Raw genomic sequence first — 23,612 nt, forward strand, 5'->3', positions numbered from 1 at the left:
CTTGCGGTAAACTCTCACCATGATCAAAGTCCAAGTCCAGATGTTCGCCGGCGCCAAACAAATCGCTGGCTGTGACGTCGTCGAAATCGAAGTTCGCCAACCGATCCAGGCTCATGCCGTCTTTGACGCGCTGGGGCGGACCGTCCCGGCGCTGCATTCGCTGATACCGTCCTGCCGCCTGGCCGTCGACAACCGATACGTGGTCGACCAAGCGATCATCGACGATGACTCGGTGATCGCGTTGATCCCGCCCGTCAGCGGCGGTTGATCCGGCATGAACCGTGAACCCAACGATAGCCGCCAGGAAAGTTTCGACCGTCCCGGCCACTGGCGCCACATCGAATTGGTGGATGGCCCCATCGACATCGCCGCCCTGACCACTCGGCTTGGCGATCCAGACGTTGGCGCCCATGGTTGGTTCATCGGGGTGACCCGCCGCACGACGGACCAGCGAATCACCGAAACGCTGTGCTACGAAGCGCATCGCGAGATGGCGGTTTCCGAACTGCAGCGATTAGCCGAACAAGCGGCCGAAAAATTCTCGCTGCGGCAGGTCATCATCGTGCATCGACTGGGCCCCGTCCCGGTCGGCCAAGCCAGTATCGTCGTCGGTTGTTGCAGCCCGCACCGCGTCGAAACCTTTGCCGCCCTGCCTTGGATGATGGACGTTTTGAAACAGGACGTTCCGATCTGGAAACAGGAAACCTACGTCGACGGATCTCAACAGTGGGTGCACCCGACCGATGACTGATCGCAAACGCATCTACCTGGACCATGCCGCCACGTCTTGGCCCAAGGCTGATAGCGTGCTTGCCGCCGTCGACGATTTTGCACGGCACTGCGGGGCCGCCGCGGGGCGGGGCGGTTACGCATCGGCACAGACCGCCGGATCCGTCATCAGCCGGGCGCGCCACTTGATCGCGACTCAGATCGGCGCCCCGTCGGACGACTGTATCTCGCTGCACCACGGTGGCACCGACGCATTGAATGCCGCGATCCACGGGATCCTTCGGCCCGGCGACCACGTCGTCACCACAGCCGCCGAACACAACTCGGTCCTTCGCCCGCTGCACCACTGGAAACAACATCACGGCATCCGGCTGACCATCGTTCCGACGGACCGTGGCGGCCAAGTCGACGCCGACCAACTGCTGGACGCCGTCACCGATCAAACTCGGCTGGTCGCCGTGATGTCGGCCAGCAACGTGACCGGGGCCGTTCAACCGATCGACGAAATCGGCAAACGATTATCGGATCACCCGGCGGCGTTCCTTTGCGATGCCGCCCAAACCTTTGGCACACTGCCCATCGACGTTGGCCATTCGCACATCGATCTGCTTGCCGCGCCCGGACACAAATCCATCGGCGGCCCATCGGGCACCGGATTCCTGTTCACCGCCCCCCGACTGCACGACGCCCTGGTGCCATCGGTGCAGGGCGGCACGGGCAGCCACAGCGAATCGCTGGACATGCCCGCACAGATGCCGTCGAAACTAGAAGCCGGCAACCTGAACGTGCCAGCCATCGCCGGCCTGGTCGAAGCCTTGAAACAACACCGTGATCACGCCGACCCGATCGTCCAACGGTCCGCCGCGATGGCGATTCGATTGCATCAATCCTTGGCGGCGATCGATGGCGTCACACTGCACGCCGCCGGGGCGGCGCTGCCGATCGCCAGCATCACGGTCCGTGGCTGTGCCCCCAGCGACCTAGCCGCGATCCTAGACGCCCAATTCGGCATCGAAACGCGATCCGGGCTGCACTGCGCCGCAATGATCCATGGCTGCATCGCAACCGACCTGCACGGTACACTGCGAATCAGCGCCGGACACACCAGCAGCGATGCGGACATCGACGCGGCGATCGACGCCATCCGCACGATCGCGGCCGCCTTGATTTAGCCGTTTGGGCGTAGCCCCGGTTCTTGGGTGACGAAACCGAGGCTAGCGGCCTGCTGATCAAGTCGTTTTCCTGAACTTAACGTGCAAATCATAACCCGAAGCGTGAGCGAGGGATCCCACCTGAATCCCTCGCTCACGCAGCGGGTTACTAAACCAACAGCCCGCTGTCGCCTAAACGCTAGCGCTGTGAAGCATCTCGTAGCGGAAGTCGTCAAGACTTTCGGTGATCTCACATCCGAGGCCGAAACTCTTGGCGAGTTCCGCTACGAAAAAACGCCCCAAGCATGGGGAATAAATGCTTTACAGCGTTGGCCAAATCGGCTAACCCAATCACCCAGTCCTTCGCTTCGAAACGAAACGAATCAGAGCCCACGGATCCTCACGCAACGACCGATGACCAAAAACAAGAAATCCAAACGGCACGCCAAGTCCAAACAGAACCAACTGCCCTGGTACTCCGACGGTCTGCAGTTCGAATGCACCCAGTGCGGTGCCTGTTGCAGCGGTGAACCCGGCTATGTGTGGGTCAACGACGACGAAATTCAAGCGATGGCCGACGAGATGGAACTGGACATCGACACCTTTTCGCATCGGTTCGTGCGACAGGTCGGCAACCAACAAAGTTTGGTGGAATACCCCGACGGCGACTGCATCCTGCTGGATCCGGACACCCGCAAATGCTCGGTCTACGCGTCGCGGCCGATCCAATGCCGGACCTGGCCGTTCTGGGACTCGACGCTGGAAAAACCTCGCGACTGGGAAGAAACCTGCGCCGTCTGCCCGGGCGCCGGTACCGGCAAACTGTACAGTTTCGACCAGATTGAAATCCAACGGAAAAAGAAGTCCGTCTAGAGCGACCGCTGCCCAGCCTTGCGCCGCGACGCATCCCGCAGAATCGGACCAGGTCCCCCGATCGCCTTGCCACGGTTCCGGATCCCCCACTCCCGGACCAGAACGTGGCGGCCTAGCTGGCAAACATGACCCATCTTTCAGATGACCAACACCGCTCTTTCGCGAGTGACGGATCGAACGATCGACGGTGGTCGAAAGCATCTGGCTTTTGCCACCGCTTTCGTTCGCCATCTCGCTCGACAACTTCGTGTTTAGGTAACCAAGATGGCTTCCATCCTATTAGTCGATGACGACATGAACTTGCTGCGAGGCGTACGACGCGTCTTGCGGACTTGCCCCTACGACCTGTTCATCGCCAGCTCTGCCGAGATGGCGATCCGAATGCTCCGGCATGGCGGCTTCGACTTGGTCGTCGTCGATCAAGCGATCAGCGACAGCCACGGGCCACCGCTGGTCCAATGGCTGGCGATCCAGCATCCGCAGACGGCCTGCATCATGCTGTCCCATCCATCGGGGGAAGCATCGGTAGCCGACTCGCTGCCAAGCGGCGATCCGTATCGGACACTGACCAAACCCTGCGATGACGTTGCCCTGGCGACCGCCATCGGGCAGGCCCTCGAAATCCAGTCCGTTAGCTGAAGCCGCATCGGGTTTGTCGATTGAGTGAGCCGCGATCGCACGAGCGGCCGGGAATCCCCCCAACCGCCGTGGCCTCACGGCCAGCGGCTCACCAATGCCGCTGAGAGTTCGACTGAATCAACAAGCCGGATCGGCGGTCAGCTACAATGACCGAGCGCAGACCGCATGGCCCTGGGACGAACATGTCTTCGGGCGACCAGGTTTCGACGCCCACACGCCCCCCCTCACGCGCGAACACGCCCACCTATGAAACTTGCACAAACTCTCGCCTTGCTCGGGGCACTGACCAGCGGCTCGGCCAGCCTGGCTCAAACCGCCGCCGTGGCCCCCTCGGACGTGTCGAGCGCTGATGCCGGCCAGGTCGTCTTCCGCGAGGACTTCGAATCGGGGACCGACCGCTGGCAGATCCTGGACCCGGCGACCTGGCAATTGGTCGACCACGACGGCAACCACGCGCTGGAGATCACCGCCCGGGCTAGCGAGTACAAGCCGCCCGTCCGCAGCCCCGGACACGTCGCCTTGGTCAAAGACCTGGAAATTGGCACGGTGGACATCACGTTCCGGGTCCGCAGCACCAAAGACACCGGCAACCACCGCGACTGCTGCGTGTTCTTTGGCTACCAAGACGACCGACACTTCTATTACGTCCACGTCGGGGCCAAGCCGGACCCGCACAGCGGCCAGATCATGATCGTCAACGACGCCCCACGGCTGGCGCTGACCGAAAACGAGCGATTGACGCCCTGGGACGACGCCTGGCACACCGTGCGGCTCAGTCGCAATGTGGAGACCGGCACGATCCGGCTGTATTTCGACGACATGGAAAATCCACACATGGAAATCGTCGACAAGACATTCGGTGCCGGCCGGATCGGAATCGGCTCCTTCGACGACTTGAACGAGTTCGACGACATCGTCGTGACCCGTCCGGCGCCCTAGAAACCAATAAAACGGGGCGAGCCAGAAGCCGCGGCCGGGCCGAAGCGGACCGGCGGCGACCGGACCGAAATCCCCCGAAACGGGGCCATCGGCAGTGGTTCCCCAGGGTTGTCGGGCGAAGGATCGTGCCGGTTCGCGCCGTGAAACTAAGAAAAAGGGCCGGCGGATCAACAACCACCGGCAGTTCCCCTTGCGACGAACCGCCAGGTTCATTAAATTCCCACGCTTCCAGAGTGAAACGGCGACACCCATCACGCTGGATCCCATTCCCCTGTAGCTCAGTTGGTAGAGCAGGCGGCTGTTAACCGCCTTGTCGCAGGTTCGAGTCCTGCCGGGGGAGCTAGACTATGTGTCTGCAAGCATCCTGACCCCTCAAAACCCAGTGTTTTGAGGGGTTTTTTCATGTCGCCATGGTCCAGTGACTGGCCCTGACGAGCAGGGATGACACCGCGGGCGACACCGCCAGATGCGATGTTGTCGCCACTGGTCAAAATGGACGCCCCCATGGCCCAATGATCGGGCGTCACCTGCAAATAGCTCTTCTCTGCGACCTTGCTGGAATGCCCCATCCAAGTGTTGACCACGTGGTTCGGGAATTGTTCTTCTAGCTCCGTCCGCCTGGACGCCCGCAGATTCTGGGACGTCTTCGCCCAAGACTGGACCCCACTGCGTCTGACAATGCCTTTCATGGTCGTGCCTAGATTCGCCTTGCGAACGTAGCGAACAAGGCAGCGGGCGGTTCGATCGGGCGTGGTGATGCCGCTCGGGTAGAAGTGGATGTCGACGGTGCCGGCGACGCCGTCGTAGTCGATTCGGTCGATCAGGTTTTCGATCAATTCATTGCGGGCGGCGAGCGTCATCGTTGACCAGAGTTCGTCGAACTCGGCTAATGCCTTGGCGATGTCGACTCGCTTGGGCCTCTTCGATTCGAGAGCTTGGATTTGTTCTTCGAGTTGGTTGAGTCAACGCTCGGATGTGGTGAGGCATCGCGAGGGTTATCGCCTGTGCGGCGCAGCAGAACCGACGACACAAACTGTGAGGCCCCAAGAACGACTTCGCCCCGGCTTTGAACTACTTGAAGAAGTACCGCACTGACTTTGTGATTCGGTCAAAGTACGCTTGGCTAGGACTGATTAAAGAAGACTTGCTAGCCTTGTCAGGACTGGGCGATAATTTGGCGATCCTCGGCAGCCTATCTCGCCCATTGATCTTTCGGATACAATGGATTCAGTCTCTTTGAACACCAATCCAGCAAAACTAAATCGTTTCAGCTACGCCAGTAAAATGATTTCCCCACAACCATTTGATCCGATTCGCTCTCGGATTGCTCAGGCCGCAAGCACGTCGCCGGAGCAGCGATTGCTTGCCGGACTGGAGCATTCGGAGCTTGCCATTCGCGTGGTCGAGGATGGAATTCGCGATCAGAATCCGCTCGCTGATGATGTGACGATCATGCGTCTGTTGGCCGAACGGATTGAGCTGATGCGTCGCATCCAAGATCGGACGTTGGCGAAAAAGTGAAGCTCCAAGAAGCGGTATCGCGAATCATCGCCGCACTGAACGACGCGGGGCTTGAATTCATGCTCGTGGGCTCGTTCTCTAGCATGTACTATTCGTTTCCTCGTTCTACGACGGATGCCGACTTTGTCATCGGAACGTCCGATTGGGATGCACAAGCACTCGCGAAATCGCTCGGCAACGAATTTAGGTTTGATCCGCAGCTCTCGTTCGAGACCTTCGGCGGTTCGGTGAAGAACGAGATTCAGATCGAGGGCACTCCGTTTCGGATCGAGCTATTTCGGTTGACCGATCAGCCCTTCGATCGTGCACGTTTCGATCGTCGCCGAAAGGTGACACTAGGCGGTGACGAGGTTTGGATCCCAACACCCGAAGATGTGATCCTGCAAAAGCTGACTTGGTCCCGCCCCAAAGACCAAGAAGACATCGTGGGCGTGATCGCCGTGAACCACAAAACGCTCGATCGAGAGTACCTCGATCAGTGGGCAGAGCAACTTAGTCTCACCGAGAAGCTTGCAGCCGCCTGGAAATTGGCGACGGACCGCTCTTAGCGCAGAGCGCAACAAGCGTTGTCAACTCGTCCTGCTCTGCCGGACGATCGTAAGAATCGCGTGCTGAATCTCGGGTGAAACCTCATCCCAAATCGCGATCAATTCGCGAAGTAAATCGTCATTTGCGTTTGCTGCACCCAAGACTGCACCCACCAACTGCCCCGGTGCCGCCTTCGGTCACCATACCCCGTCGAAGCCGAGATCTATGAATCAGTAAAAGCGGAACTGAAAGAAGACTACGCCGAGGCTGTTCGGAAAGATGTTCAAAAGGCGGAGCAAGCTCGCATTCGCGAGCAAATCAGAGAAGTACAGAAAGCCGAACGAGAGCTCGAACGCGAAATGAAACGCATCGCCGCAGAGCAGAAGGCCATCGAGAAGGCCCTTGAAGAAGCGCTGGCAAGAACCAGCGACGAACATTCAGCTGAAGTACAGGAGTTGCGCCGGCGATTGGCCGAAGCGGAAGCTAGTGGTCAACGAGCCATGTCGCTCGCCCAGCAAACCAAATCAGGGCACGTGTATGTCATCAGCAATATCGGCAGCTTCGGCGAGCAAGTGTTTAAGATCGGGATGTCCCGTCGTCTCGAACCGTTGGACCGCGTCAAAGAACTGGGTGGCGCATCCGTGCCTTTCCCATTTGATGTCCACATGATGATGCAAAGCTCCAACGCCCCAGCTTTGGAAGCTGCTCTGCATCGTGTCCTTCATCATCGACGCGTCAACGGAGTTAACCTTCGCAGAGAATTCTTTCGTGTATCGATCGAAGAAATCGTCGACGTTGTCGATGGGTTGAAGGATGATGAAACTCACACGGTCCCATTCACTGTCGGCCCTTTCACGCTGGAGCCCGAAGCGGAACAGTATCGCGAATCGTTGGTGATGACCGACGAAGACCGCAAGATGATCGAGGATGCCTACGCGGCGGAAGCCTCAACCGCAATTTAGCCCCGTCTGTGCATTCTGCTGTCCGGCGACAATGAGTAATCCGCTTAAGCGACGACTAGCATTTTCTATTTCGAGTTCTTGGCAGGTGCCTCGTTAGTAGCAAATTTGCCAATCGCCTTGTCTGACGCTAACCAACCATTGTTTGAGCCGCCCCCTCTGCACTAGCAACCCCGTTCGCTGCACTTCTCGGAGGTTTGCGGATTGGCTAGCGTCGTCATCAGCAATTTCTTGTGCTGCGTCAATTCTTTACAGGTTCACGACTTGCAACGATGTTCGGTCGGCGATGTGCTGGGCGATTCGACTGCGGTGACAGCAGATTGCTTCGGCTTCCATGCAAACCAACACCGATGGCTTGGCACGCACCCGATCTGCGACCTGATCCAACGCGACATCGTTGTCCGCCAGCGTTGTGCGTTCGTAGTTGTCGAACAACGATTCACGATCCGCCATCGTGTCCAGGTTTTGACGCAGATTCGACGGGATCCCCAACTCCGGCATGTGGACATAGTCCATGCCCAAGTTCCCCGTCAGCCGAGTCAGCGTTGAACGGTGAAACCCGTAGCGGCGCGCGGTGGGATTCTTGCGAACGTCGATCAAGCAGCGAATGCCGGCCGTGACCAGCTTGTTCAAGAACGCGTCCACCGACTCGCCCTCGTAGCCAGCCGTGAAGACAGCCATGTCGGTCTTGGGTCGTTCGGCATTCCCCTCGCATCGGCTGCTGACCGCGTACGCAGGGAACTCTTTGCAGACGTAGTTCAGCAGACGATCGGCCGGCCAATCAACGAACCGGCTGACGATCCTTGTGATGTCTCGTTGCACTCCGGAATCGGGCGACTTGTATGTCATTCCATCACCGAGCGACCATGATTGGTCGCTGGCAGCATGGACGTAGCTTTGATCGACCAGCTTGCCGATCTCCTGGTCGAGCGTGAACGAGAAGGGGCCATGCGGGTACGGCACGAAGTCGTAGAACGCGCTGCCGCCGGCGGAGCTGTATTCGTTGCGAAGCAGGAACGACCAGCTCGTCAGCTCGGTTCGCAGCACTGGTCGACCAGCGGCTTGAAGAAAGTCCAGCAGGACGCGCTGTCGGTTGAGCATTCGTGTTTCCGTTGTTAGCCATCACGTCGCGACGTAAGAGCAGAGGGATTGTGTGATTGAAAATCTTGACCTTGTTGCCGCTGATCGCGATACACCTGCCGTCATCCCAACCCGAAGCGTGAGCGAGGGACGTAGCCGTAGTATCCCTCGCTCACGCTTCGGGTTGGGATTGGTCTTGGGCTTCGGTTGCGAGGCTAGCTTCATTCCAGAACCAGCGGATGCTGCCACGCTCGGCCCACCAGTTCTATCGCTCTGAATCGAAATCTTCTTTCAACCTTCGTGTACACCACGCTTTGATGTCGCGGCGAATCTTCCTTGGGGTAGCCTCGTTTGCACCAATCACAATATGCATGTGATTGAAAATCTTGACCTTGTTGCCGCTGATCGCTGTCCCCCTGTCGTCATCCCAACCCGAAGCGTGAGCGAGGGATACGACACCGAGACACCGCAGATCCCTCGCTCACGCTTCGGGTTGGGATTGGTCTTGGGCTTCGGTTGCGTACCCAACCACGGTTGCCAGGCTCTCTTCATTCCAGACCCAGCGGATGCTGCCACGCTCGGCCCACCAGTTCTCTCGTTTGGAATCGAAATCTTCTTTCAACCTGCGTGTACACCACGCTTTGATGTCGCGGCGAATCTTCTTTGGGGTAGCCTCGTTTGCGCCAATCACAATATGCATGTGATTGGAACGACAGTTCGCGGCATGAACCTGCCAGCCACGGAACTGACACGTCTCACGAACTTGCTTGTTGCACAGCAGCCTCATGGGCAAAGTCAACTTGCAAGCGTCTTCCGTCATCTGGCTGCGACACTCCAATTCCAGTGATGGCTGGGGAAGTTGCCAGCCGTGACGGTATTCCACCCAACCCCGCGTGTCGCCCGGTAACCAAGTTCCATAAGTTGGCCAAGTGATGAAGAAGGCTACCACATCACCCATCGGTGCATCGCCTACATCGGTCTTGATCTTGTAGTCGCTCATTTCAACATTCCTGTCACTATCCCAACGCGAAGCGTGAGCGAGGGACGTAGTCGTAGTATCCCTCGCTCACGCTTCGGGTTGGGATGGGATGGGATGACGATTGCGGGCATGCAAAAGCCTTCCATACGGACGTAAAAACGACTCACCTATTCGAATGAAGTCGGCCGGATCAAGGAGTTCAGCGACGCAGATCCGGAAACCTTAGGCACAGGGAAGCAATCCGGGACGTGCGATTCCGCCCTGGTCCTCTCGCTTTTTGTGCCATTGGAATGGTTCGAAAGTTGGCCTGGTGGGACAATCAAGTGACGGATGAACCACTCGTCGCAACCGAATAAATCGCGATTGATCCGCATCGGTGCTGGATCCGCGTTTATCCTGGGCGTATCAGTGTCTCCCCCACCTTCCCATTCAAGGCGACTCGTCGATGGCCATTCAGCTAGCACTGCCCCTGCTGCTCTTCCTTTCGCCGGCCATGGCGGTCGATTTCTCGCTTGACCAACGGACACATCCCGGCATCACGCAGAGCCAACCAAGCATCGATGACACCCCGTCGAAGATTCATCACGGCAAACAACCCCTGACGACGCAGTGGCCTGTGCTTGATGAATCACGCCACGCTTCCTTGGACCGCAAACTACTCAACACGCTGACGCTGTGCGCTCAAGCGACGGCCGCACCTGACACCTCGCGGGACAACGCGCCGGACGTCAGGCCAGTCGATGATGAACGAGATCCCCAAACGCGGTTTCCGGAGTTTTCCTGGGACCGCATTCCGCTGTACATGCATGTCCGGAAAGAGACGTCGTATACCGATGATGAAATCAAGTTCCTGGCCAAGTTCCCATTGATCACCTTTGAAAAAGCCAATGGCCACAAGGACCACGGCACCGTCGAAGCGGGCACACTCGCGGCGGCCCGAGCGGTGAAGGAGATCCATCCGAACACCACGATTCTGTATTACCGCAACGTGATCGTGCACTACGGTGGGTACGAAGCAGACGAACAGCTCGATCGAATTCCCGGTGCGCTGCTTCACGATCAAAGCGGATCCACCAAGCTGGTTCGCAACCGCGTCCAAGCGTACGATTTGTCCAATGCGAAAGTACGCCGTTGGTGGACACAGGCGTGCAGCCGAATGACCAGCGACCCGGCCATCGACGGCATCTTCCTGGACGGAAACATCAAAGCCCTGGAGCCACAGTATCTAAGAGGCCAGATCGGCGCGGCCAAGAAGAAGCAGACGATGGATGGCTATCACGAACTGATGAAGCAGACCAGGGAAGCCATCGGCCCCAGCAAACTGATGCTCGCCAACATCCTTCGTGCACGCTTCGAAAACGCGGGGCTGGAGTACCTGAATTACTTCGACGGATCGTACCTGGAGGGATTCTTTCATAACGTGGGCGGGGTCAGCTACGAGGACTATGTGGCTAAGGGGATCGACGCGATGCAGCAGGCGGCACGCCAGGGCAAGATCATCGCAATGACAACCGGATTCGCACCGCCCGGTGACACGGCACGGAACACAAGTCGCCTGGGGATCGACGAAGGTCACAGCAACGCTGGATCCGACGCACATGCCAGGGCTGGGCTGATCTATCCGCTAGCGATCTTTCTGGTCTGCGCCGAAAAGCATAGCTACTTCCGCATCCATGAAGGCTACTCGGCGAACGAGAGCGACCGGTGGATGCGTTGGTTTCCCGAGTACGATCGCCCCCTTGGACCGCCGCTGGGCCCGGCGACGAAGGACGGCTATCGCTATTCGCGAACGTTTGAACACGCTTCGGTGGAACTGGACATCCAAAACCGCACCGCCAACATTCAGTGGAAACAGCCGTGATCAGAGCAACGCCAGGGATGCCGATTACGATCACCTTTCTGCTGGGCAGCACGCGATGATACGTTAACGGGGAGGAGGTAGCCAAGAATTTGTCAGCTGATTCGTCAGTTTGGAGTTCGATCATCGAGCTACATGTGGGGTAGACTTCCGGCCTGTGGATTCGGCTTCAGGGTAGGCTGGAAGCAAACCCCACTCAGGTGCTTCACCGGAATCGAACGATTAGGTCGCTGAAAGCTGGACACGCCGAAGGCACTGCATTGGCGGCGTCGGACAACGCGGTTCGCTATGCCGGATCAGGCAGAACCTTTCCCGTTCGGTCGTCCACCCGGTGCAGGCGAGTGACGTTTCCCAGCGCACCATCGCCGGTTTTCAGAGAGACCAGCCAGTAGGGGTCGTCTGGCACGTTCGCCGCGACCATCGCTCGCAGAATTTCCCGATCATGCACGCCGTTCTCGCTGTAGAGCTTCGCGTAGAACTCCTTTTCGCGGCGAATTTTTTCGGTATCGAAGAACACGGCCGAACACTTCGTGCCGGGCGCGATGTCGCCAAAGTGTTCAGCGACAATCATGATTGCCGCCTTTTGATCAATCTCTCGTTTTGTCAATTTCCGCTCCTGACCTTTGACTCGGGCATCACGCGAAGACCGCAATACCGGATCCACAACCTGCGTGGATCGGTAGTCTACATCATTTTAAAAACCGGTCGATCGACGATTCAATGTTGTGAACATCCCCACTTTCACCAGCGAGCGACAATCAATTCGTCACGGATCCCGTTGATCAGTGGCCGTCCTTCTTCCGCTGGGCCGGCGACAGCACACTCGGTGGAACAGGCCCGAAACCCGGGCCTTGTTCACGCGATGCACTACGTACCAGGAATGACTGGCAACACGATCCGACTAGGCCGGGTCGAGTCATGACAAATCGTCTGGTCCGCCACTTTGGACATTCGTTGACGGTTCAAAGGTTCCCCCGTGTTTGGGTTGACATCAAACCGAGGAAAGTTGGAACTGGAAATATCGACTCGGATTCGGTGTCCCTTCTTGAACACGTTGGAAGTCGGATAAAGCTTGATCGTGAACTCATACGTTTCCCCTGGGGTCATCAAGACTTCTTCTTGAAGGGATTCGCGAAACCTGCCACGGACAATGCCATCTCCGATATTCAGATCGAACCCGCCCGGCCAATCAGCCGACGGTGGGTAAACGTCAACCAGCTTTGCGGTGAAGTCGGTATCCACTGCGGAACTTGATGCAAACAATTCCACCTCGATCTCACCGGTCACTTCAAGGTCGTGTTCCAGCGGGGCGGACTGGAACACCAGGACATCTTTGCGAGCAGAGATTGGAATCGGCTTCAAAAAGTTCCAAATATGGGGGCCACCTTTTTGGTTCCATCCACCTTGGACCAGGATGTCGTCACCCGATGAGATATTCCCGCCGATGGTTGGCACGGGATCAGCAGGGTCAAATTGAAACTGGGTAATCGATTCTTTGGCGGGTGGAGCTTCCTGCGCCAAAACACCGCCTGCTTGCAAGTAGAAATCGGTGTACTGCGTTCGAGCCAGCGGCCACTCGTTCTCGTTTCGCCAATAACCGCCATGCTGCAAGCGACCTTTTTCATCTTTGCTTCCGTCGCCGGTCCCCATCACAAAAATTCGCACTGGCGTCTGGAACGGGTCCGCTTTGCCGACGGAGTTGTCAGCCCCTTTGAGCCAATGGTCGTACCACTCTTTTCGCCATGCCCATTGGTTGGCAATCGCGGCTTCTTTGCCAAAGGAGACTTGGCCATGCGACGAAGCGGTTTGTTGGGCGTGAATCCAGGGCCCCATGATCATGTACACCGGTCCCTTGATCGCACGTTGCAGCGCCATAAAATTTGCGGTCGTGTTCCCACCCCAGGAATCGTACCAGCCGGAGACCAAGTAGACCGGAATGTCTTTGTATTCCTGGGGGGCATCGACAATATTGACGTCGGACCAAAACGAATCGTTCGCGCCGTGTTCCATCGCTGAAACGAGCCAATCTTCATACTCTGGCGACAACCTCAGCGGGGTCATCCCGCGTCGCGTCGGCAGCTGTTCCAAATACGCCAGTCGTTGATCGGCCATGACCTTAAGCGTTTCGGCGGTTCCCGCATCTTTCGCTGCGCGACTTCCTCGCCCAGCGTTCAAAAAGATCCAGTTCCAAAATCGCAGTTCAAAGGCACCTCCATTGCGGAGGCTCTGGCGTCCCATGTTCGCCATCGCATCGACGGGAATCACGGTCGCCAGTTCGGGAGCCCCTGCCAACGCCATCGCGTGCTGAGTCCCGCCATAATACGACGTGCCGATCATGCCGATCTTGCCATCGGACCAAGACTGTTTGCCAATCCAAGCAGCACAATCCACTCCGTCGGGTCCGTCATCGCTCAGCATGTGCCACGTCCCTTCGGACTTGTATCGCCCTCGAGTGTCTTGAGCGACAAAGACGTAACCATGTGTGGCGTAATATTTGGCCGCACTCGCTTGGCCGTCCTTGTTGTACGGCAATCGCGACAAGATGACCGGCAACGGCTGCTCCAACGCTTTGCCATCGGTAGCCGGACGATAGATGTCGGTCGCCAAACGCACGCCATCACGCATCGGCACCATCACATCTTTCTGAACCACAAATTCGTTGGCAAAGCCCCAACTGCCGCTAGCCACCATCAGCAGTAGGCCGATTGCGGGAACGAACCATCGCCTGGTTATGAACCGTTGTTTGCCGACAAGTTGCATGATCACTCGATGTTTTTCCTGGTCTTGACTTGGTTCAACTGAAAGCACGCCCCGATAGAGGACCGGGCACGAAGACATCGCCAATGGTGGCCATGATCGATCATTCAGCGAGTTCGCCCGGATCTCACGCTGCGGTTTGATCGGGCACAAGCGTCAAGTTTAACCTCTTGAATGTGCTGATTCAAAGCGTCGAAGCCGGTCGCTTGAATGCAATGCGAAAAGAGCGACCGAATCCAAAGACGCACAAGCCAGCGTAAAGCGACTTCATGGTTTGTGGGCTTTTGGACGTGTTGCGATTCAGGGGGACGCTGCAGAGCGATCCGAGAAACCGCGGTGCCCCTTCGGTTTCCGGTACAATTGCAATCATGAAGACAGACCCAAAGCTCGTTTCGACCAGCAAGTTCCTTAGCCTTGTCCTTAGGCATCAACCCGAAGTCGTCGGCATGAGCCTGGACGATGAAGGCTGGCTAGATATCGATGAACTGATTGCGAACTCCAACAAACATGGCAAGCCTCTGACAATCGAAGCCCTGCATGAAGTCGTCGCCACCAATGACAAGAAGCGGTTCGCCTTGAGTGAAGATGGTCTCCGCATCCGAGCCAGCCAGGGCCACTCGGTGTCCGGCGTGGATCTGAAGCTCGATGAAAAGACACCGCCCGACTCACTTTACCACGGCACCATCGCCCCGTTTATCCACAGCATCCAAGCGCACGGGCTTCAAAAACGCTCCCGAAACCACGTTCACCTGTCCGCCGACCAGACGACGGCAATCAAGGTGGGCGCCAGACGCGGCAAGCCTGTCATCCTCTGCGTTGCCGCTGGTGTGATGCATCAAGACGGTCACCTGTTTTATTTGTCAGCCAATGGTGTTTGGCTGGTCGATGCGGTGCCGACCGGCTACCTGAGTTTCCCGAAAGACCTTCCATGAACCGCGACGCCATCATCGGATGCATCTTGGGAACCGCGATTGGCGATGCGCTGGGGCTTCCTTACGAAGGCGTCTCGCCGCAACGGGCACCGCGACTGCTGGGGCCTCCCGATCGCTTCCGATTCTTCTTCGGACGCGATGCAATCGGCGCCGAAGGATGCGAACTGTCGGATCTGCTTCGTAAAGCCGTCGAGAGTGTCCGAGCAGTCGAAGGCACGGCAGCTTTCGCAGGGTCGATGGGGCTGGCCAAAGGCGTCACCGGATACACCTACCACACCATGCCCGTCGCGATCCACGCTTGGCTTTCGCACCCGAACGATTTTCGACAAGCTGTCACCACGATGATCGAGTGTGGTGGTGACGCTGACACTACCGCCGCGATCGCCGGGGGAATTGTCGGCGCTGGCGTCGGACGTGCGGGGATTCCCGCTGAATGGATGGATGGCATCTGGGAATGGCCACGCAGCGTGGCGTGGATGAGTGCGCTCGGTGAATCGTTGGCCGACTCGCTGAGTGGTCAACCGGCCACGATGATCAAGACTCCGTCCATCAATCCGGTTGGTGTTCTGCTGCGTAATCTGCTGTTCCTATTCGTCGTCCTCTTCCACGGATTCCGCCGTCTTGCCCCGCCATACTAAGACGCCATTTCAAATCCCTCGAAGTGGGATAGGCATCCAGTTGAGGTAGGCCGGATCAAGGAGCGCAGCGACGCCGATCCGGCAAATGGGTGTTGGGGATAATGTGCTGCGTATTGAGACGTCGGATCGCAGGTTGCGTCGAAACCCGAGTCCTAAACTCGTTTGAGACTTAGCGAAAGAACCATGAAGTACTTATCAATCGCATTCCTGTGGTGCCCGTTGTTGCTGCTGGGCCGGATCCCATCGGCAACGGCTTCGCAGCCGCCCAACGTGATCCTTTTTTACGTCGACGACCTTGGTTGGCAGGATGTTCCGATCCACGACTTGGACGATCCTTGCCCTTACGAGACGCCGAACTTGGTGAAGCTTGCGGAAGCGGGCATGACGTTCACTCAGGCGTATTCGCCGGCGCCGACTTGCTCTCCTTCGCGTGCGGGGATCATCACCGGACAGCATCCCGCCAAGATTAAACTGACGCATGTTGATCTGGGCATCGTTCCGGCTGGGCGTGCGACAGAACGCTTGGTGGCTCCTTACCTGCAATCGCATCTGGATTTGGACCTGATGACATTGGCGGATGCGATGAAGCAAAACGGTTATCGCACGGGTCATGTCGGCAAGTGGCACGTCGGCCTGACCGCAGCTAGCTTCGGATTCGATTTTGTGAACCAGAGTCGAGGGATGCATCGCGGGATGGATGACCGCACCAAAGGCTTCGCCACGGCGGACGACTCCACGTACCCGCTGAGCAAACAGAAGTATCCACCGCTTAGCCCGAAGAAGCCTGACGGCATTTCGTATCCCTTTGACGAGGTCACTCAGTCCGCCATCGACTTCATTGACGACAGCAAGCGGGAACCGTTTTTCTTGAACCTATGCCACTGGATGGTCCACTGGCCGGTGCTGACCCGAAACGGTGAACTGCTAGAGCACTACTGCGACAAGTTTGGATTTCCGTTTCCTCCCGAACCGGGAGACATGACGCGGAAGGGGCAGCAAAACCCATACTTTGCTGCGATGACCACCAGTGTCGATTGGAGTCTTGGCCGCTTGGTGGACCATCTCGCGCAGACCGATGACCCTCGCAGCCCTGGCAAGAAACTGATCGAGACCACGTACATCATTTTCACATCGGACAACGGCGGTGCGGAGGTGCATGCCAAAGAGATCATTTCGGACAACGCACCATTGAAGTATGGAAAGAAGCATGCCGAGGAAGGTGGCATTCGTGTGCCCATGGTCGTTACCGGTCCCGGCATCGCAAGGGGCAGCCGGTTCGACGGACTCGTCAATCAACTGGACTACTTTCCAACGATCCTGAAGCTGACTCGGTCGTCGATCGCATCAGCGAACTTGGATGTACTGAGCGGTTTGGACATTTCGCCAGTGCTGATGGGCAAGAGTCCAAAGATCACGGATCGATCGGGCGACGAGCGAACGCACCTATTCTGGCATTTCCCGCACAACGGCCCCCTGGCGATGAAGTCTGCGATTCGCGAGGGCGATTTCAAGATGTACAAGCGGTACGACACAAACGACTACGAACTTTACCGTCTGTACCAGGACGGCCAACGATTGGATTTGGAAGAGCAGAACGATCTTGCCGAAGATCCCGAGTTCGCATCGGTGGTCCAACGATTGGCAGCCAGCCTGGGCGCCGATTTAGCGGCCAATGATGCGGAACTCCCTTACCTGAACCCGGCTTATCGGGGCAAGGAACAGGCGTCGGCTCGGATCGCAAGCTCGTCGTTCAATGCATCCGACCGCCGGGCAACACTTGCGGTTGAAAACACTGGCCCAGCGATCAAGCAAGCGTACGTGATCTACGGCGGAGAGACGACGCATTCGAATCAGGCCCAGAAGCGGAAGAAGCAACTGGAGCGGAGAATGCAAAGACGGGGGGAGACAAGCCAAGCGACCGACGACGTTGCTGGTCCCGAACTGCTGGGCATGAAGTATCCGGCCACGATCGATCCGGACACTCACTCGGTCAGTGCCGTGATCCCCCAACGAGTCCAGGCCTACCGGTTCTTGTTCGTCGATTCCAATCGCTACTTGCACCATAGCGATGTGCAACTGGCAAAGTAGGTATCGACAGGGATCTCGCAGGGATGCGATTTCCCTGCCTGCCGAGCGACAAACCGGGACGGGGTTTCAATCCGGCCTAGTTGACCGACACCAGCTCGACGATGAAGTGAATGTTCGAGTGAGCAGGAATGGAGCCTGGGGAACCGCGTTCGCCGTAGCCGAGACGTGAAGGCACCCACAGTTCGATCATGCCGCCCTGACCGACAAGTTGCATGCCTTCGGTCCAACCGGCAACGACGTTTTGTAAGGGAAAGGTTGTCGGATCGCCTCGCTCGTAAGAGCTATCGAACACTTTCCCATTGCTGAGCCAACCGCGATATTTGACAGTCACCGTGCTGGCAGCCGTCGGCTTCTTGCCGTCGGATTTTCGCAAAACCCGATACTTCAGCCCCGAATCGGTCGTCGAGAAATCGGGAGAAAAATCCGCATCCATCGGCCCCGTCTCGGCTTGAAGTTCCGGCCTATCGACGAATGTGACCGGTTTCCAGTTCGCAGTTGCCGCCTCTGAAGTTGACAGCGCTGAAGAAACGCTCGGGCTGGATTTCCCAGTGGAGCGACACCCTCCAGCGACGAGTACGACGCTCAACAGACACCATGGCAACCAACTCTTCATCGCCGTCCCAGAGCTGTATTTTCGCATACCGCATCCATCCAATTGCGCCGATCGGAAGCGACCCTTGCCTCCATTTTCACTGGCGAGGTTAGCGAATCCGTCCATTTCTCGAAAGTCCAGCCTTCGCCATGAGAATCGTCGGACAAGAAAAGGTACGCGGACTCATTTCCAAGCCGCGTCGAAAATGAGTCCTGGAACCTTTTTCACCCCGTCGAAAATGAGTCCTGGAACCTTTTTCGTCCCCCACACGGGCCGCATCGATGTGCGATACGCGAACCTACTTCGATTCTTGCTCCTGCAGCCATTGAGCGACTTCCGATCGCGATTGCTTCAGCGAATCCAATGGACGGTTTTCGGAACCCCAGAGTCCGCCCCCAACGCGGTGATCGTTGTAAATGGCGAAACGATGTCTCGATGCTCGTGGTGTCGCCGTTGCGTACGCCAGTGCACTTTTTCCCTCCATCCCACCATAGAGATCCTGCAAGACATCCGCCACGAAAGCACCCGTGGTGGTTTCATAGACCGATCCCGATTTGTGGGAGTACCTGCCTTTCGTGACCAGGGTCGGAGCATCCCACCGAACTTCAAAGTTCGAATGGTTTCCGCCCTTGGCGACTTCATCTTCGTCGCAGCCAAGTGTGGAAACGGCCTCTAGATCGGCGCCTTGTGCCACCAGACTCTTCACCAGATCCAAGTCCCCTGCGGCGGCGGCAAAGTGGAGAAGCGTTTTCCCACCACAGCGACTGTCCACACGAAGCTTGCCACTTTTCAACGCCTCGGTGACTGCGGTCGAGTCGCCAAGAATCAACGACTCGATTTCCAAAGGGTACTGGATCGTCTGACTGAACTTTCGAAACGCATAGTGAGGTTGGATCAGTGCCAGTTCGTCCATGCTTAGCCCGGACGCCATTTGCCACTCCGACAGTCCATCCGTTTGGATGTCGTGTAGCACATCGAGACGATGCTGTTGGTTGATCAACTTTGCCAATTCGCGATGGCCGGAAGAAGCAATCAGGTGGCCGACGGCACAGTGAGTTCCCCAAGGATCGATGAACACAGGCCGGCGACCGGAAGTGAAGATGTTTTGGGGAAACACTCCGTCGGTCATGTAGTCCTGCAATCGCTGGATGTTCAGCGAACGCTGTTCGCGCTGGACGCTGCTTTGATCTCGGACATCAGCAACCTTTAGTCGCTGGATCACGTATGCAAAATGGGTCTGAATCAGAGAAACTTCATCGCCCCTGTCGCCGACGTTCCCGATGACCGTGGGGGAAAGATCTTTGCCGGACCAATTGGGATTCAACTGACACAGACGCTCGTGCAAATGCTGATTTTGGCCAGTCTTCACAATCATTGCCCCATCGACTGCTCCCTCGCGATTGGCAGCTCGGAGCGTTCCTGTCTGGGCCGCATCCACCGTCGCGACGGCCAGTAGGGCCGGAAGCACGAGCAGAACGACGCGGCGGATCCATAGTTTCGTTTGAATCATCGGATTGGTTTCCATCGAAGAAAAGGAAGCAGTCGGGCGAAGCCTTTGTCGCCTCGAAGGACACCTGTGTTTTTTTCGATTCCGGGCCTCAACAAAATCGCGACATTTTCCCGAAGTGATCCCGACCGGCACTGACCAATCGTCCGCGCGCCCCCATGATTCTCTGGGAAGCGACGATTCTGACAGGGTCGCTGGCCGATGTGGGGCACATCGTCATATTGAACGAAAGCGGCTTAGACGAGAGAAAGGGACGGGCAAGGAAAGGGGACGCGTCTTCGTTTCAAATCCGCGTCGAATATGAGTCTGGGATTTTAGGAGTTGGGAATTGGTTACCTGCAATTCAGGAAGTCCGATGAGGCTGTGAATTCGTTCACTCGGGCACTTTGTAGGCGAGGGGCAAAGGGGAGGGTGTATCGCTCAGGTGTATCGCTCACCGGAGCAAACGTCTTGTCGTCGACTTGTGAGTGTATGCCAGCCCGTCGCGTCATCTAGGACTATCTTGTCATCTATGCCACGTCGGCATCTATGCCACGTCGGCATCTACGCCACCGCAATTGCCACAACGACAGAGTTGGTCAGACGCCGAACTCGTTTCAAAGTGCTTTTGTAGGATCGTCCAACGGCACTCGCTCGATTCGGCATAGCTGACCATCTGGTCGATTGCGATTCGGCGGTCTTCGCAACGCATCCGAGCGTCCGCAGCGATTCCATCGGTGACGGCGTGATCGATGGTATCCAGGAGGCACGCCCAGCGTCCACGGCCTGCAGGAGCGGCATAGCCACGAGCGGCGAGTTGCTGGAGACACTGTTTAAGCGTTTGCCGACCGAGCGGACTAATCCTCTTCAGGTCGGTAAGTGACACGCCGTCGCCGTCATCGCCCCACCGCTCGATTCCCTTGACCAACGTATGGTGAGCGGTCATCAGTTGAGACGAATCGATCGCACCGCTGGCAAACATTTTCTGCAAACCGATGTCTTCTCGATCGAAGAACAGTGTACAAGCGGCCGCGCTTCCATCTCGGCCAGCACGCCCGGCTTCTTGGTAGTATGCCTCGAGCGACCCTGGCAGGTCGTAGTGAACCACCCGACGGATATCAGGTTTGTCAATTCCAAGACCAAACGCATTGGTGGCGAACATCACGGCAGGTGGCCCATCCATGAAAGCAGATTGCGATTCGCTGCGGAGCGACTGTTTCATTCGTCCGTGATAGCACAACGTTGGCATCGGCAAGTCGCTCAGTTCATCACGGAGACGTTCGCAGGTTTTGGTCGTCGCACAGTAAACAATTGCAGGCTCGTTCGCGTCCAGATCGCTTTCGGCTTGGAACAAATCGCGAAGCGCACTGGTTTTCTCCTTCTCGCCGACGCAAGCAACCACATCCAAACGCAGATTTGGACGAGTGATGCCGGTCGCAATCATTTCGGGGTCGGATAACTTTAGACATCGAATGATCTCAACGATCGTTTTTGGCGATGCCGTGGCCGTCATTGCAAGGATTGGGGGATTCCCTAATCGCTGGCGAGCATGATGAAGACAGAGGTAGTCGGGACGAAAATCATGTCCCCACTGGCTGGCACAATGCGCTTCGTCGATCACGAAAATGTCCACGCCGACCTCGGCGAGCAGGTCGCAAATATCGGACTGCTGCAAGCGTTCGGGAGTGGTGAACACAAACTCCGCTTTGCCGGATCGGATGTCTTCCCGATACTGACAGATCTGCTTCTTCGATTTGGAACTGTTCAGGACGGCAGCGTGCGTCCCTAATTCTCGGATGTGGGCGGCTTGATCTTCGGCCAAAGAGATCAGCGGGCTGACAACGACGGTGACGCCTTCGAGTTCTAAGCCGGGCAACTGGTAACACAGACTTTTGCCAGAACCAGTCGCCATCAGCACAAGTGTGTCTCGCCCTTGCATCGCGGCGCTGCACGCTTGATGTTGCCCCGGACGAAAAGTGTCGAAACCGAAGTTATCGGAAAGCCGCGAGCTTAGTTTTTGGGTGGCGTGCATGGTTCGAAAAACGGTGGGTGGTCGTTCGGGAACTCCCATTCTTGGCGAGCCCGGCGATTGTCGAGGAAACAAAAAGGAGCAACGATGCCTCAAGCAAATACCGGACCGCAACCTAGGGATCGTTCAGTCGACCAAACTCACTGGTTGGCAGTTGCCAATGCTGCGTATGGGTCCGCTCTTCCTTCCCCCTCTCTGTACTCTCTCTCCCCCGCAAACCGCTGCGCGGCGGGGGCGAGACGACTTTGATCGCGACACTGATTGATCGCTTGTCGACTTATCTCTCGTGGCGATCTGGTTGAAAAGTACGTGATGCGGTCTCGCGTTTCCTTAGCAATTCGCGAGTATATTTCTTCACTTGTGTGCTGAGCGACTCGTTGGTTGGTGGAAGGCAGCATCTGGCTTCTCCGATCGGTTTAAAATTGATTGTTGGCCGCAGCCGCCCGTTGCGTAAGCGTGGTGAGCACAGAGGGCGACCATGCTGATTCGCTTTGATGTCCCTTGGCGGCATCACGCCCGATGCCTCCCATGGTTGGCAAGACAGCAGCAGCGAGCGAAAGAATTTCTTGGGTGATCTCAGGAAACAACTGTTGCAACATGACCGAGATATTCAGCGGACTGTGGACGAACAGATCCCCGCGACCGTGCCGGCAGGCCTGTAAAATCTGCTTGGCCGCTTGTTCGGCGTTCATCGAAAAGACGGGCAATGAATCACCAATGCTGAACCAAGCGTACTCGTCTCGATGCTGTCCTTTGAAGATTGCGTTGCGAGGACTTCCCGTCCGCATCAAACCCGGACAGGCCGTGGTGACGAAAATGTTGTGTTGTTTCAATTCCGCTCGCATTCCGTTTGATAGACCGACCAACGCAAACTTGCTTGTCGCATAAGGCAGCATGTGGGGCACAGATCGTTTGCCGCCAATCGATGCGACATTGACGATGCGGCCCCAGCCTTGTTCCCTCATCCACGGCAGAACATTCATTGCAGTGTGCAATGCCCCGAAGCAATTGGTGTCCATCGAATCGCGAAAGTCGTCCACTGTCATGGACTCCAGTGGTCCGACGGTGATGATGCCAGCGACATTGATCAGAACGTCGACTCCGTCGAACTGACGGGTGACGCGATCGATGAACTCTGCAACCTGCTTGGGACTTCGAACATCACATGGTTGGCTGATGACCTCGGCTCCAAGATGCCGAAGCTCGGCCTCCGCCTTTCGCAGGCCACCCTCGTCGCGAGCACAGATCGCCAAGCGAGCACCCTGGTCGGCAAGCTGCCGGGCAATCACCAAACCCAAGCCGCGTGAACCGCCGGTGATCACGACGCGTTTGTATCGCCAGTCGAAGTTACGACCACGGCGTACCACAGTGCGAGCGAGTTGCAGAGCGGCATAACTGCCGCCGACGGTAAGCATGAGTTTCGACAGATTATTCATGCCCTTTGCGAAAGCAAATAGCGGGCCATAACGACAGGGTCAAGATCCTTGCTAGACGAAGAAAAGGAAGCAGTAGGGCGAAGCCTTTGTCGTCTCGAAGGACACCTGTGTTTTTTCGATTCCGGGCCTCAGCAAAATCGCGACATTTTCCCGAAGTGATCCCCGCTTCCGGATGCATTCCTAGCCATCTGCTGCAGCCAACGCCCGTCTATCAAGACTGCGCAAACTTGAAAACGGAATACGATCGGCCGATTGATTTGAACGTGACATCGGCACCGTCAGGTGAGACGTACCGCCAGAGGAAATCGCCGTCGGGGTCCTACAGTCCGAACTCGGTGCCGAGCGTCGAATTGACTTCCCCGAGGTCGGGCCATAGCATGAAGCCCCCGCGAGGGGGA

At 57.3% G+C, this 23,612-nt stretch carries 20 protein-coding genes, 1 tRNA gene and 2 pseudogenes; 15 read left to right on the forward strand and 8 right to left on the reverse strand.

The genetic code is table 11. The features are described 5' to 3' along the window. Nucleotides 1–19: 19 nt before the first annotated feature. From K227x_RS26015 to K227x_RS26060, 10 genes are all read left to right on the forward strand, one after another. Nucleotides 20–268 (forward strand): MoaD/ThiS family protein, encoded by a 249-nt coding sequence (locus tag K227x_RS26015; RefSeq protein ID WP_145174879.1) that lies wholly within the window; start codon nt 20–22, stop codon nt 266–268. Nucleotides 269–274: 6 nt separating this feature from the next. Continuing rightward, nucleotides 275–751 (forward strand): molybdenum cofactor biosynthesis protein MoaE, encoded by a 477-nt coding sequence (locus K227x_RS26020; protein WP_145174882.1) that lies wholly within the window; start codon nt 275–277, stop codon nt 749–751. Further along, complete coding sequence (locus K227x_RS26025; protein ID WP_145174885.1) at nt 744–1,901, forward strand: aminotransferase class V-fold PLP-dependent enzyme; 1,158 nt, start codon at nt 744–746, stop codon at nt 1,899–1,901. Before K227x_RS26020 ends, K227x_RS26025 begins: the two co-directional genes overlap by 8 nt. A gap of 393 nt (nt 1,902–2,294) precedes the next feature. Further along, nucleotides 2,295–2,753: a YkgJ family cysteine cluster protein gene (locus tag K227x_RS26030; RefSeq protein ID WP_145174888.1), complete on the forward strand. Its 459-nt coding sequence runs from the start codon at nt 2,295–2,297 to the stop codon at nt 2,751–2,753. Nucleotides 2,754–3,017: 264 nt separating this feature from the next. Continuing rightward, entirely contained in the window at nt 3,018–3,392 is a 375-nt protein-coding gene (locus tag K227x_RS26035; protein WP_145174892.1) for a response regulator, read from the forward strand. A 246-nt stretch (nt 3,393–3,638) separates the two neighbouring features. Beyond that, nucleotides 3,639–4,331, forward strand: a complete 693-nt coding sequence (locus tag K227x_RS26040; RefSeq protein ID WP_246146292.1) for a hypothetical protein — start codon at nt 3,639–3,641, stop codon at nt 4,329–4,331. Nucleotides 4,332–4,598: 267 nt separating this feature from the next. Next, nucleotides 4,599–4,671, forward strand: a tRNA-Asn gene (locus tag K227x_RS26045). 944 nt (nt 4,672–5,615) lie between these two features. Beyond that, nucleotides 5,616–5,852, forward strand: coding sequence for a hypothetical protein (locus K227x_RS26050; protein WP_145178480.1), 237 nt, complete (start codon nt 5,616–5,618; stop codon nt 5,850–5,852). After that, on the forward strand, nt 5,849–6,400 hold the full coding sequence (locus tag K227x_RS26055) for a nucleotidyltransferase (RefSeq protein ID WP_145174895.1): 552 nt from the start codon (nt 5,849–5,851) through the stop codon (nt 6,398–6,400). The genes K227x_RS26050 and K227x_RS26055 overlap by 4 nt, the downstream gene beginning before the upstream one ends. Before the next feature lie 339 nt (nt 6,401–6,739). Beyond that, nucleotides 6,740–7,342 (forward strand): GIY-YIG nuclease family protein, encoded by a 603-nt coding sequence (locus tag K227x_RS26060; RefSeq protein WP_246146294.1) that lies wholly within the window; start codon nt 6,740–6,742, stop codon nt 7,340–7,342. Nucleotides 7,343–7,588: 246 nt separating this feature from the next. On the opposite strand, the gene K227x_RS26065 is transcribed toward K227x_RS26060, so the two are convergent. Further along, nucleotides 7,589–8,440, reverse strand: coding sequence for a DUF488 domain-containing protein (locus tag K227x_RS26065; RefSeq protein WP_145174901.1), 852 nt, complete (start codon nt 8,438–8,440; stop codon nt 7,589–7,591). Between the two features lie 460 nt (nt 8,441–8,900). After that, entirely contained in the window at nt 8,901–9,419 is a 519-nt protein-coding gene (locus tag K227x_RS26070) for a transposase (RefSeq protein ID WP_246146295.1), read from the reverse strand. 424 nt (nt 9,420–9,843) lie between these two features. On the opposite strand from K227x_RS26070, the gene K227x_RS26075 reads away from it, so the two are divergent. Then, entirely contained in the window at nt 9,844–11,259 is a 1,416-nt protein-coding gene (locus tag K227x_RS26075; RefSeq protein ID WP_145174904.1) for a putative glycoside hydrolase, read from the forward strand. A gap of 283 nt (nt 11,260–11,542) precedes the next feature. Here the strand turns inward: K227x_RS26075 and K227x_RS26080 are convergent, their stop codons facing one another. After that, nucleotides 11,543–11,827, reverse strand: coding sequence for a hypothetical protein (locus K227x_RS26080; RefSeq protein ID WP_246146296.1), 285 nt, complete (start codon nt 11,825–11,827; stop codon nt 11,543–11,545). Nucleotides 11,828–12,123: 296 nt separating this feature from the next. Continuing rightward, a complete protein-coding gene (locus K227x_RS26085) occupies nt 12,124–14,016 on the reverse strand; it encodes a CocE/NonD family hydrolase (protein ID WP_145178484.1) in 1,893 nt (630 codons plus the stop codon). 365 nt (nt 14,017–14,381) lie between these two features. Here K227x_RS26085 and K227x_RS26090 point away from each other — a divergent pair, with 365 nt between their 5' ends. From K227x_RS26090 to K227x_RS26100, 4 genes and pseudogenes are all read left to right on the forward strand, one after another. Next, nucleotides 14,382–14,945 (forward strand): RNA 2'-phosphotransferase, encoded by a 564-nt coding sequence (locus K227x_RS26090; RefSeq protein ID WP_145178486.1) that lies wholly within the window; start codon nt 14,382–14,384, stop codon nt 14,943–14,945. Next, a pseudogene (locus K227x_RS31705) lies at nt 14,942–15,046 on the forward strand (ADP-ribosylglycohydrolase family protein); the annotation flags it as partial. The gene K227x_RS26090 and the pseudogene K227x_RS31705, both read left to right, overlap by 4 nt. A gap of 51 nt (nt 15,047–15,097) precedes the next feature. Then, nucleotides 15,098–15,583: pseudogene (locus K227x_RS26095) on the forward strand (ADP-ribosylglycohydrolase family protein); the annotation flags it as partial. A 183-nt stretch (nt 15,584–15,766) separates the two neighbouring features. After that, complete coding sequence (locus tag K227x_RS26100) at nt 15,767–17,671, forward strand: sulfatase (RefSeq protein ID WP_145174913.1); 1,905 nt, start codon at nt 15,767–15,769, stop codon at nt 17,669–17,671. A gap of 76 nt (nt 17,672–17,747) precedes the next feature. Here K227x_RS26100 and K227x_RS26105 read toward each other — a convergent pair whose 3' ends face one another. The 4 genes from K227x_RS26105 to K227x_RS26120 all read right to left on the reverse strand — a co-directional run bounded on the left by K227x_RS26105 (nt 17,748) and on the right by K227x_RS26120 (nt 23,214). Further along, complete coding sequence (locus K227x_RS26105; RefSeq protein ID WP_246146298.1) at nt 17,748–18,104, reverse strand: FKBP-type peptidyl-prolyl cis-trans isomerase; 357 nt, start codon at nt 18,102–18,104, stop codon at nt 17,748–17,750. A 457-nt stretch (nt 18,105–18,561) separates the two neighbouring features. Continuing rightward, nucleotides 18,562–19,773: an ankyrin repeat domain-containing protein gene (locus K227x_RS26110; RefSeq protein WP_145174919.1), complete on the reverse strand. Its 1,212-nt coding sequence runs from the start codon at nt 19,771–19,773 to the stop codon at nt 18,562–18,564. A gap of 523 nt (nt 19,774–20,296) precedes the next feature. Continuing rightward, a complete protein-coding gene (locus K227x_RS26115; protein ID WP_145174922.1) occupies nt 20,297–21,781 on the reverse strand; it encodes a RecQ family ATP-dependent DNA helicase in 1,485 nt (494 codons plus the stop codon). 413 nt (nt 21,782–22,194) lie between these two features. Beyond that, nucleotides 22,195–23,214 (reverse strand): SDR family NAD(P)-dependent oxidoreductase, encoded by a 1,020-nt coding sequence (locus K227x_RS26120; protein ID WP_145174925.1) that lies wholly within the window; start codon nt 23,212–23,214, stop codon nt 22,195–22,197. Nucleotides 23,215–23,612 lie beyond the last annotated feature (398 nt).

The sequence above is a fragment of the Rubripirellula lacrimiformis genome (assembly GCF_007741535.1).
Lineage (GTDB): Bacteria > Planctomycetota > Planctomycetia > Pirellulales > Pirellulaceae > Rubripirellula > Rubripirellula lacrimiformis.

What these genes read in the sequence shown, in the direction of transcription:
- K227x_RS26115 (WP_145174922.1), bottom strand. Translation starts at nt 21,781, where the DNA reads ATGCACGCCACCCAAAAACTAAGCTCGCGGCTTTCCGATAACTTCGGT.
- K227x_RS26120 (WP_145174925.1), bottom strand. Translation starts at nt 23,214, where the DNA reads ATGAATAATCTGTCGAAACTCATGCTTACCGTCGGCGGCAGTTATGCC.
- K227x_RS26080 (WP_246146296.1), bottom strand. Translation starts at nt 11,827, where the DNA reads ATGATTGTCGCTGAACACTTTGGCGACATCGCGCCCGGCACGAAGTGT.
- K227x_RS26040 (WP_246146292.1), top strand. Translation starts at nt 3,639, where the DNA reads ATGAAACTTGCACAAACTCTCGCCTTGCTCGGGGCACTGACCAGCGGC.
- K227x_RS26100 (WP_145174913.1), top strand. Translation starts at nt 15,767, where the DNA reads ATGAAGTACTTATCAATCGCATTCCTGTGGTGCCCGTTGTTGCTGCTG.
- K227x_RS26035 (WP_145174892.1), top strand. Translation starts at nt 3,018, where the DNA reads ATGGCTTCCATCCTATTAGTCGATGACGACATGAACTTGCTGCGAGGC.
- K227x_RS26015 (WP_145174879.1), top strand. Translation starts at nt 20, where the DNA reads ATGATCAAAGTCCAAGTCCAGATGTTCGCCGGCGCCAAACAAATCGCT.
- K227x_RS26085 (WP_145178484.1), bottom strand. Translation starts at nt 14,016, where the DNA reads ATGCAACTTGTCGGCAAACAACGGTTCATAACCAGGCGATGGTTCGTT.
- K227x_RS26030 (WP_145174888.1), top strand. Translation starts at nt 2,295, where the DNA reads ATGACCAAAAACAAGAAATCCAAACGGCACGCCAAGTCCAAACAGAAC.
- K227x_RS26075 (WP_145174904.1), top strand. Translation starts at nt 9,844, where the DNA reads ATGGCCATTCAGCTAGCACTGCCCCTGCTGCTCTTCCTTTCGCCGGCC.
- K227x_RS26020 (WP_145174882.1), top strand. Translation starts at nt 275, where the DNA reads ATGAACCGTGAACCCAACGATAGCCGCCAGGAAAGTTTCGACCGTCCC.
- K227x_RS26050 (WP_145178480.1), top strand. Translation starts at nt 5,616, where the DNA reads ATGATTTCCCCACAACCATTTGATCCGATTCGCTCTCGGATTGCTCAG.
- K227x_RS26070 (WP_246146295.1), bottom strand. Translation starts at nt 9,419, where the DNA reads ATGAGCGACTACAAGATCAAGACCGATGTAGGCGATGCACCGATGGGT.
- K227x_RS26065 (WP_145174901.1), bottom strand. Translation starts at nt 8,440, where the DNA reads ATGCTCAACCGACAGCGCGTCCTGCTGGACTTTCTTCAAGCCGCTGGT.
- K227x_RS26090 (WP_145178486.1), top strand. Translation starts at nt 14,382, where the DNA reads ATGAAGACAGACCCAAAGCTCGTTTCGACCAGCAAGTTCCTTAGCCTT.
- K227x_RS26105 (WP_246146298.1), bottom strand. Translation starts at nt 18,104, where the DNA reads ATGGATGCGGATTTTTCTCCCGATTTCTCGACGACCGATTCGGGGCTG.
- K227x_RS26110 (WP_145174919.1), bottom strand. Translation starts at nt 19,773, where the DNA reads ATGATTCAAACGAAACTATGGATCCGCCGCGTCGTTCTGCTCGTGCTT.
- K227x_RS26060 (WP_246146294.1), top strand. Translation starts at nt 6,740, where the DNA reads ATGAAACGCATCGCCGCAGAGCAGAAGGCCATCGAGAAGGCCCTTGAA.
- K227x_RS26025 (WP_145174885.1), top strand. Translation starts at nt 744, where the DNA reads ATGACTGATCGCAAACGCATCTACCTGGACCATGCCGCCACGTCTTGG.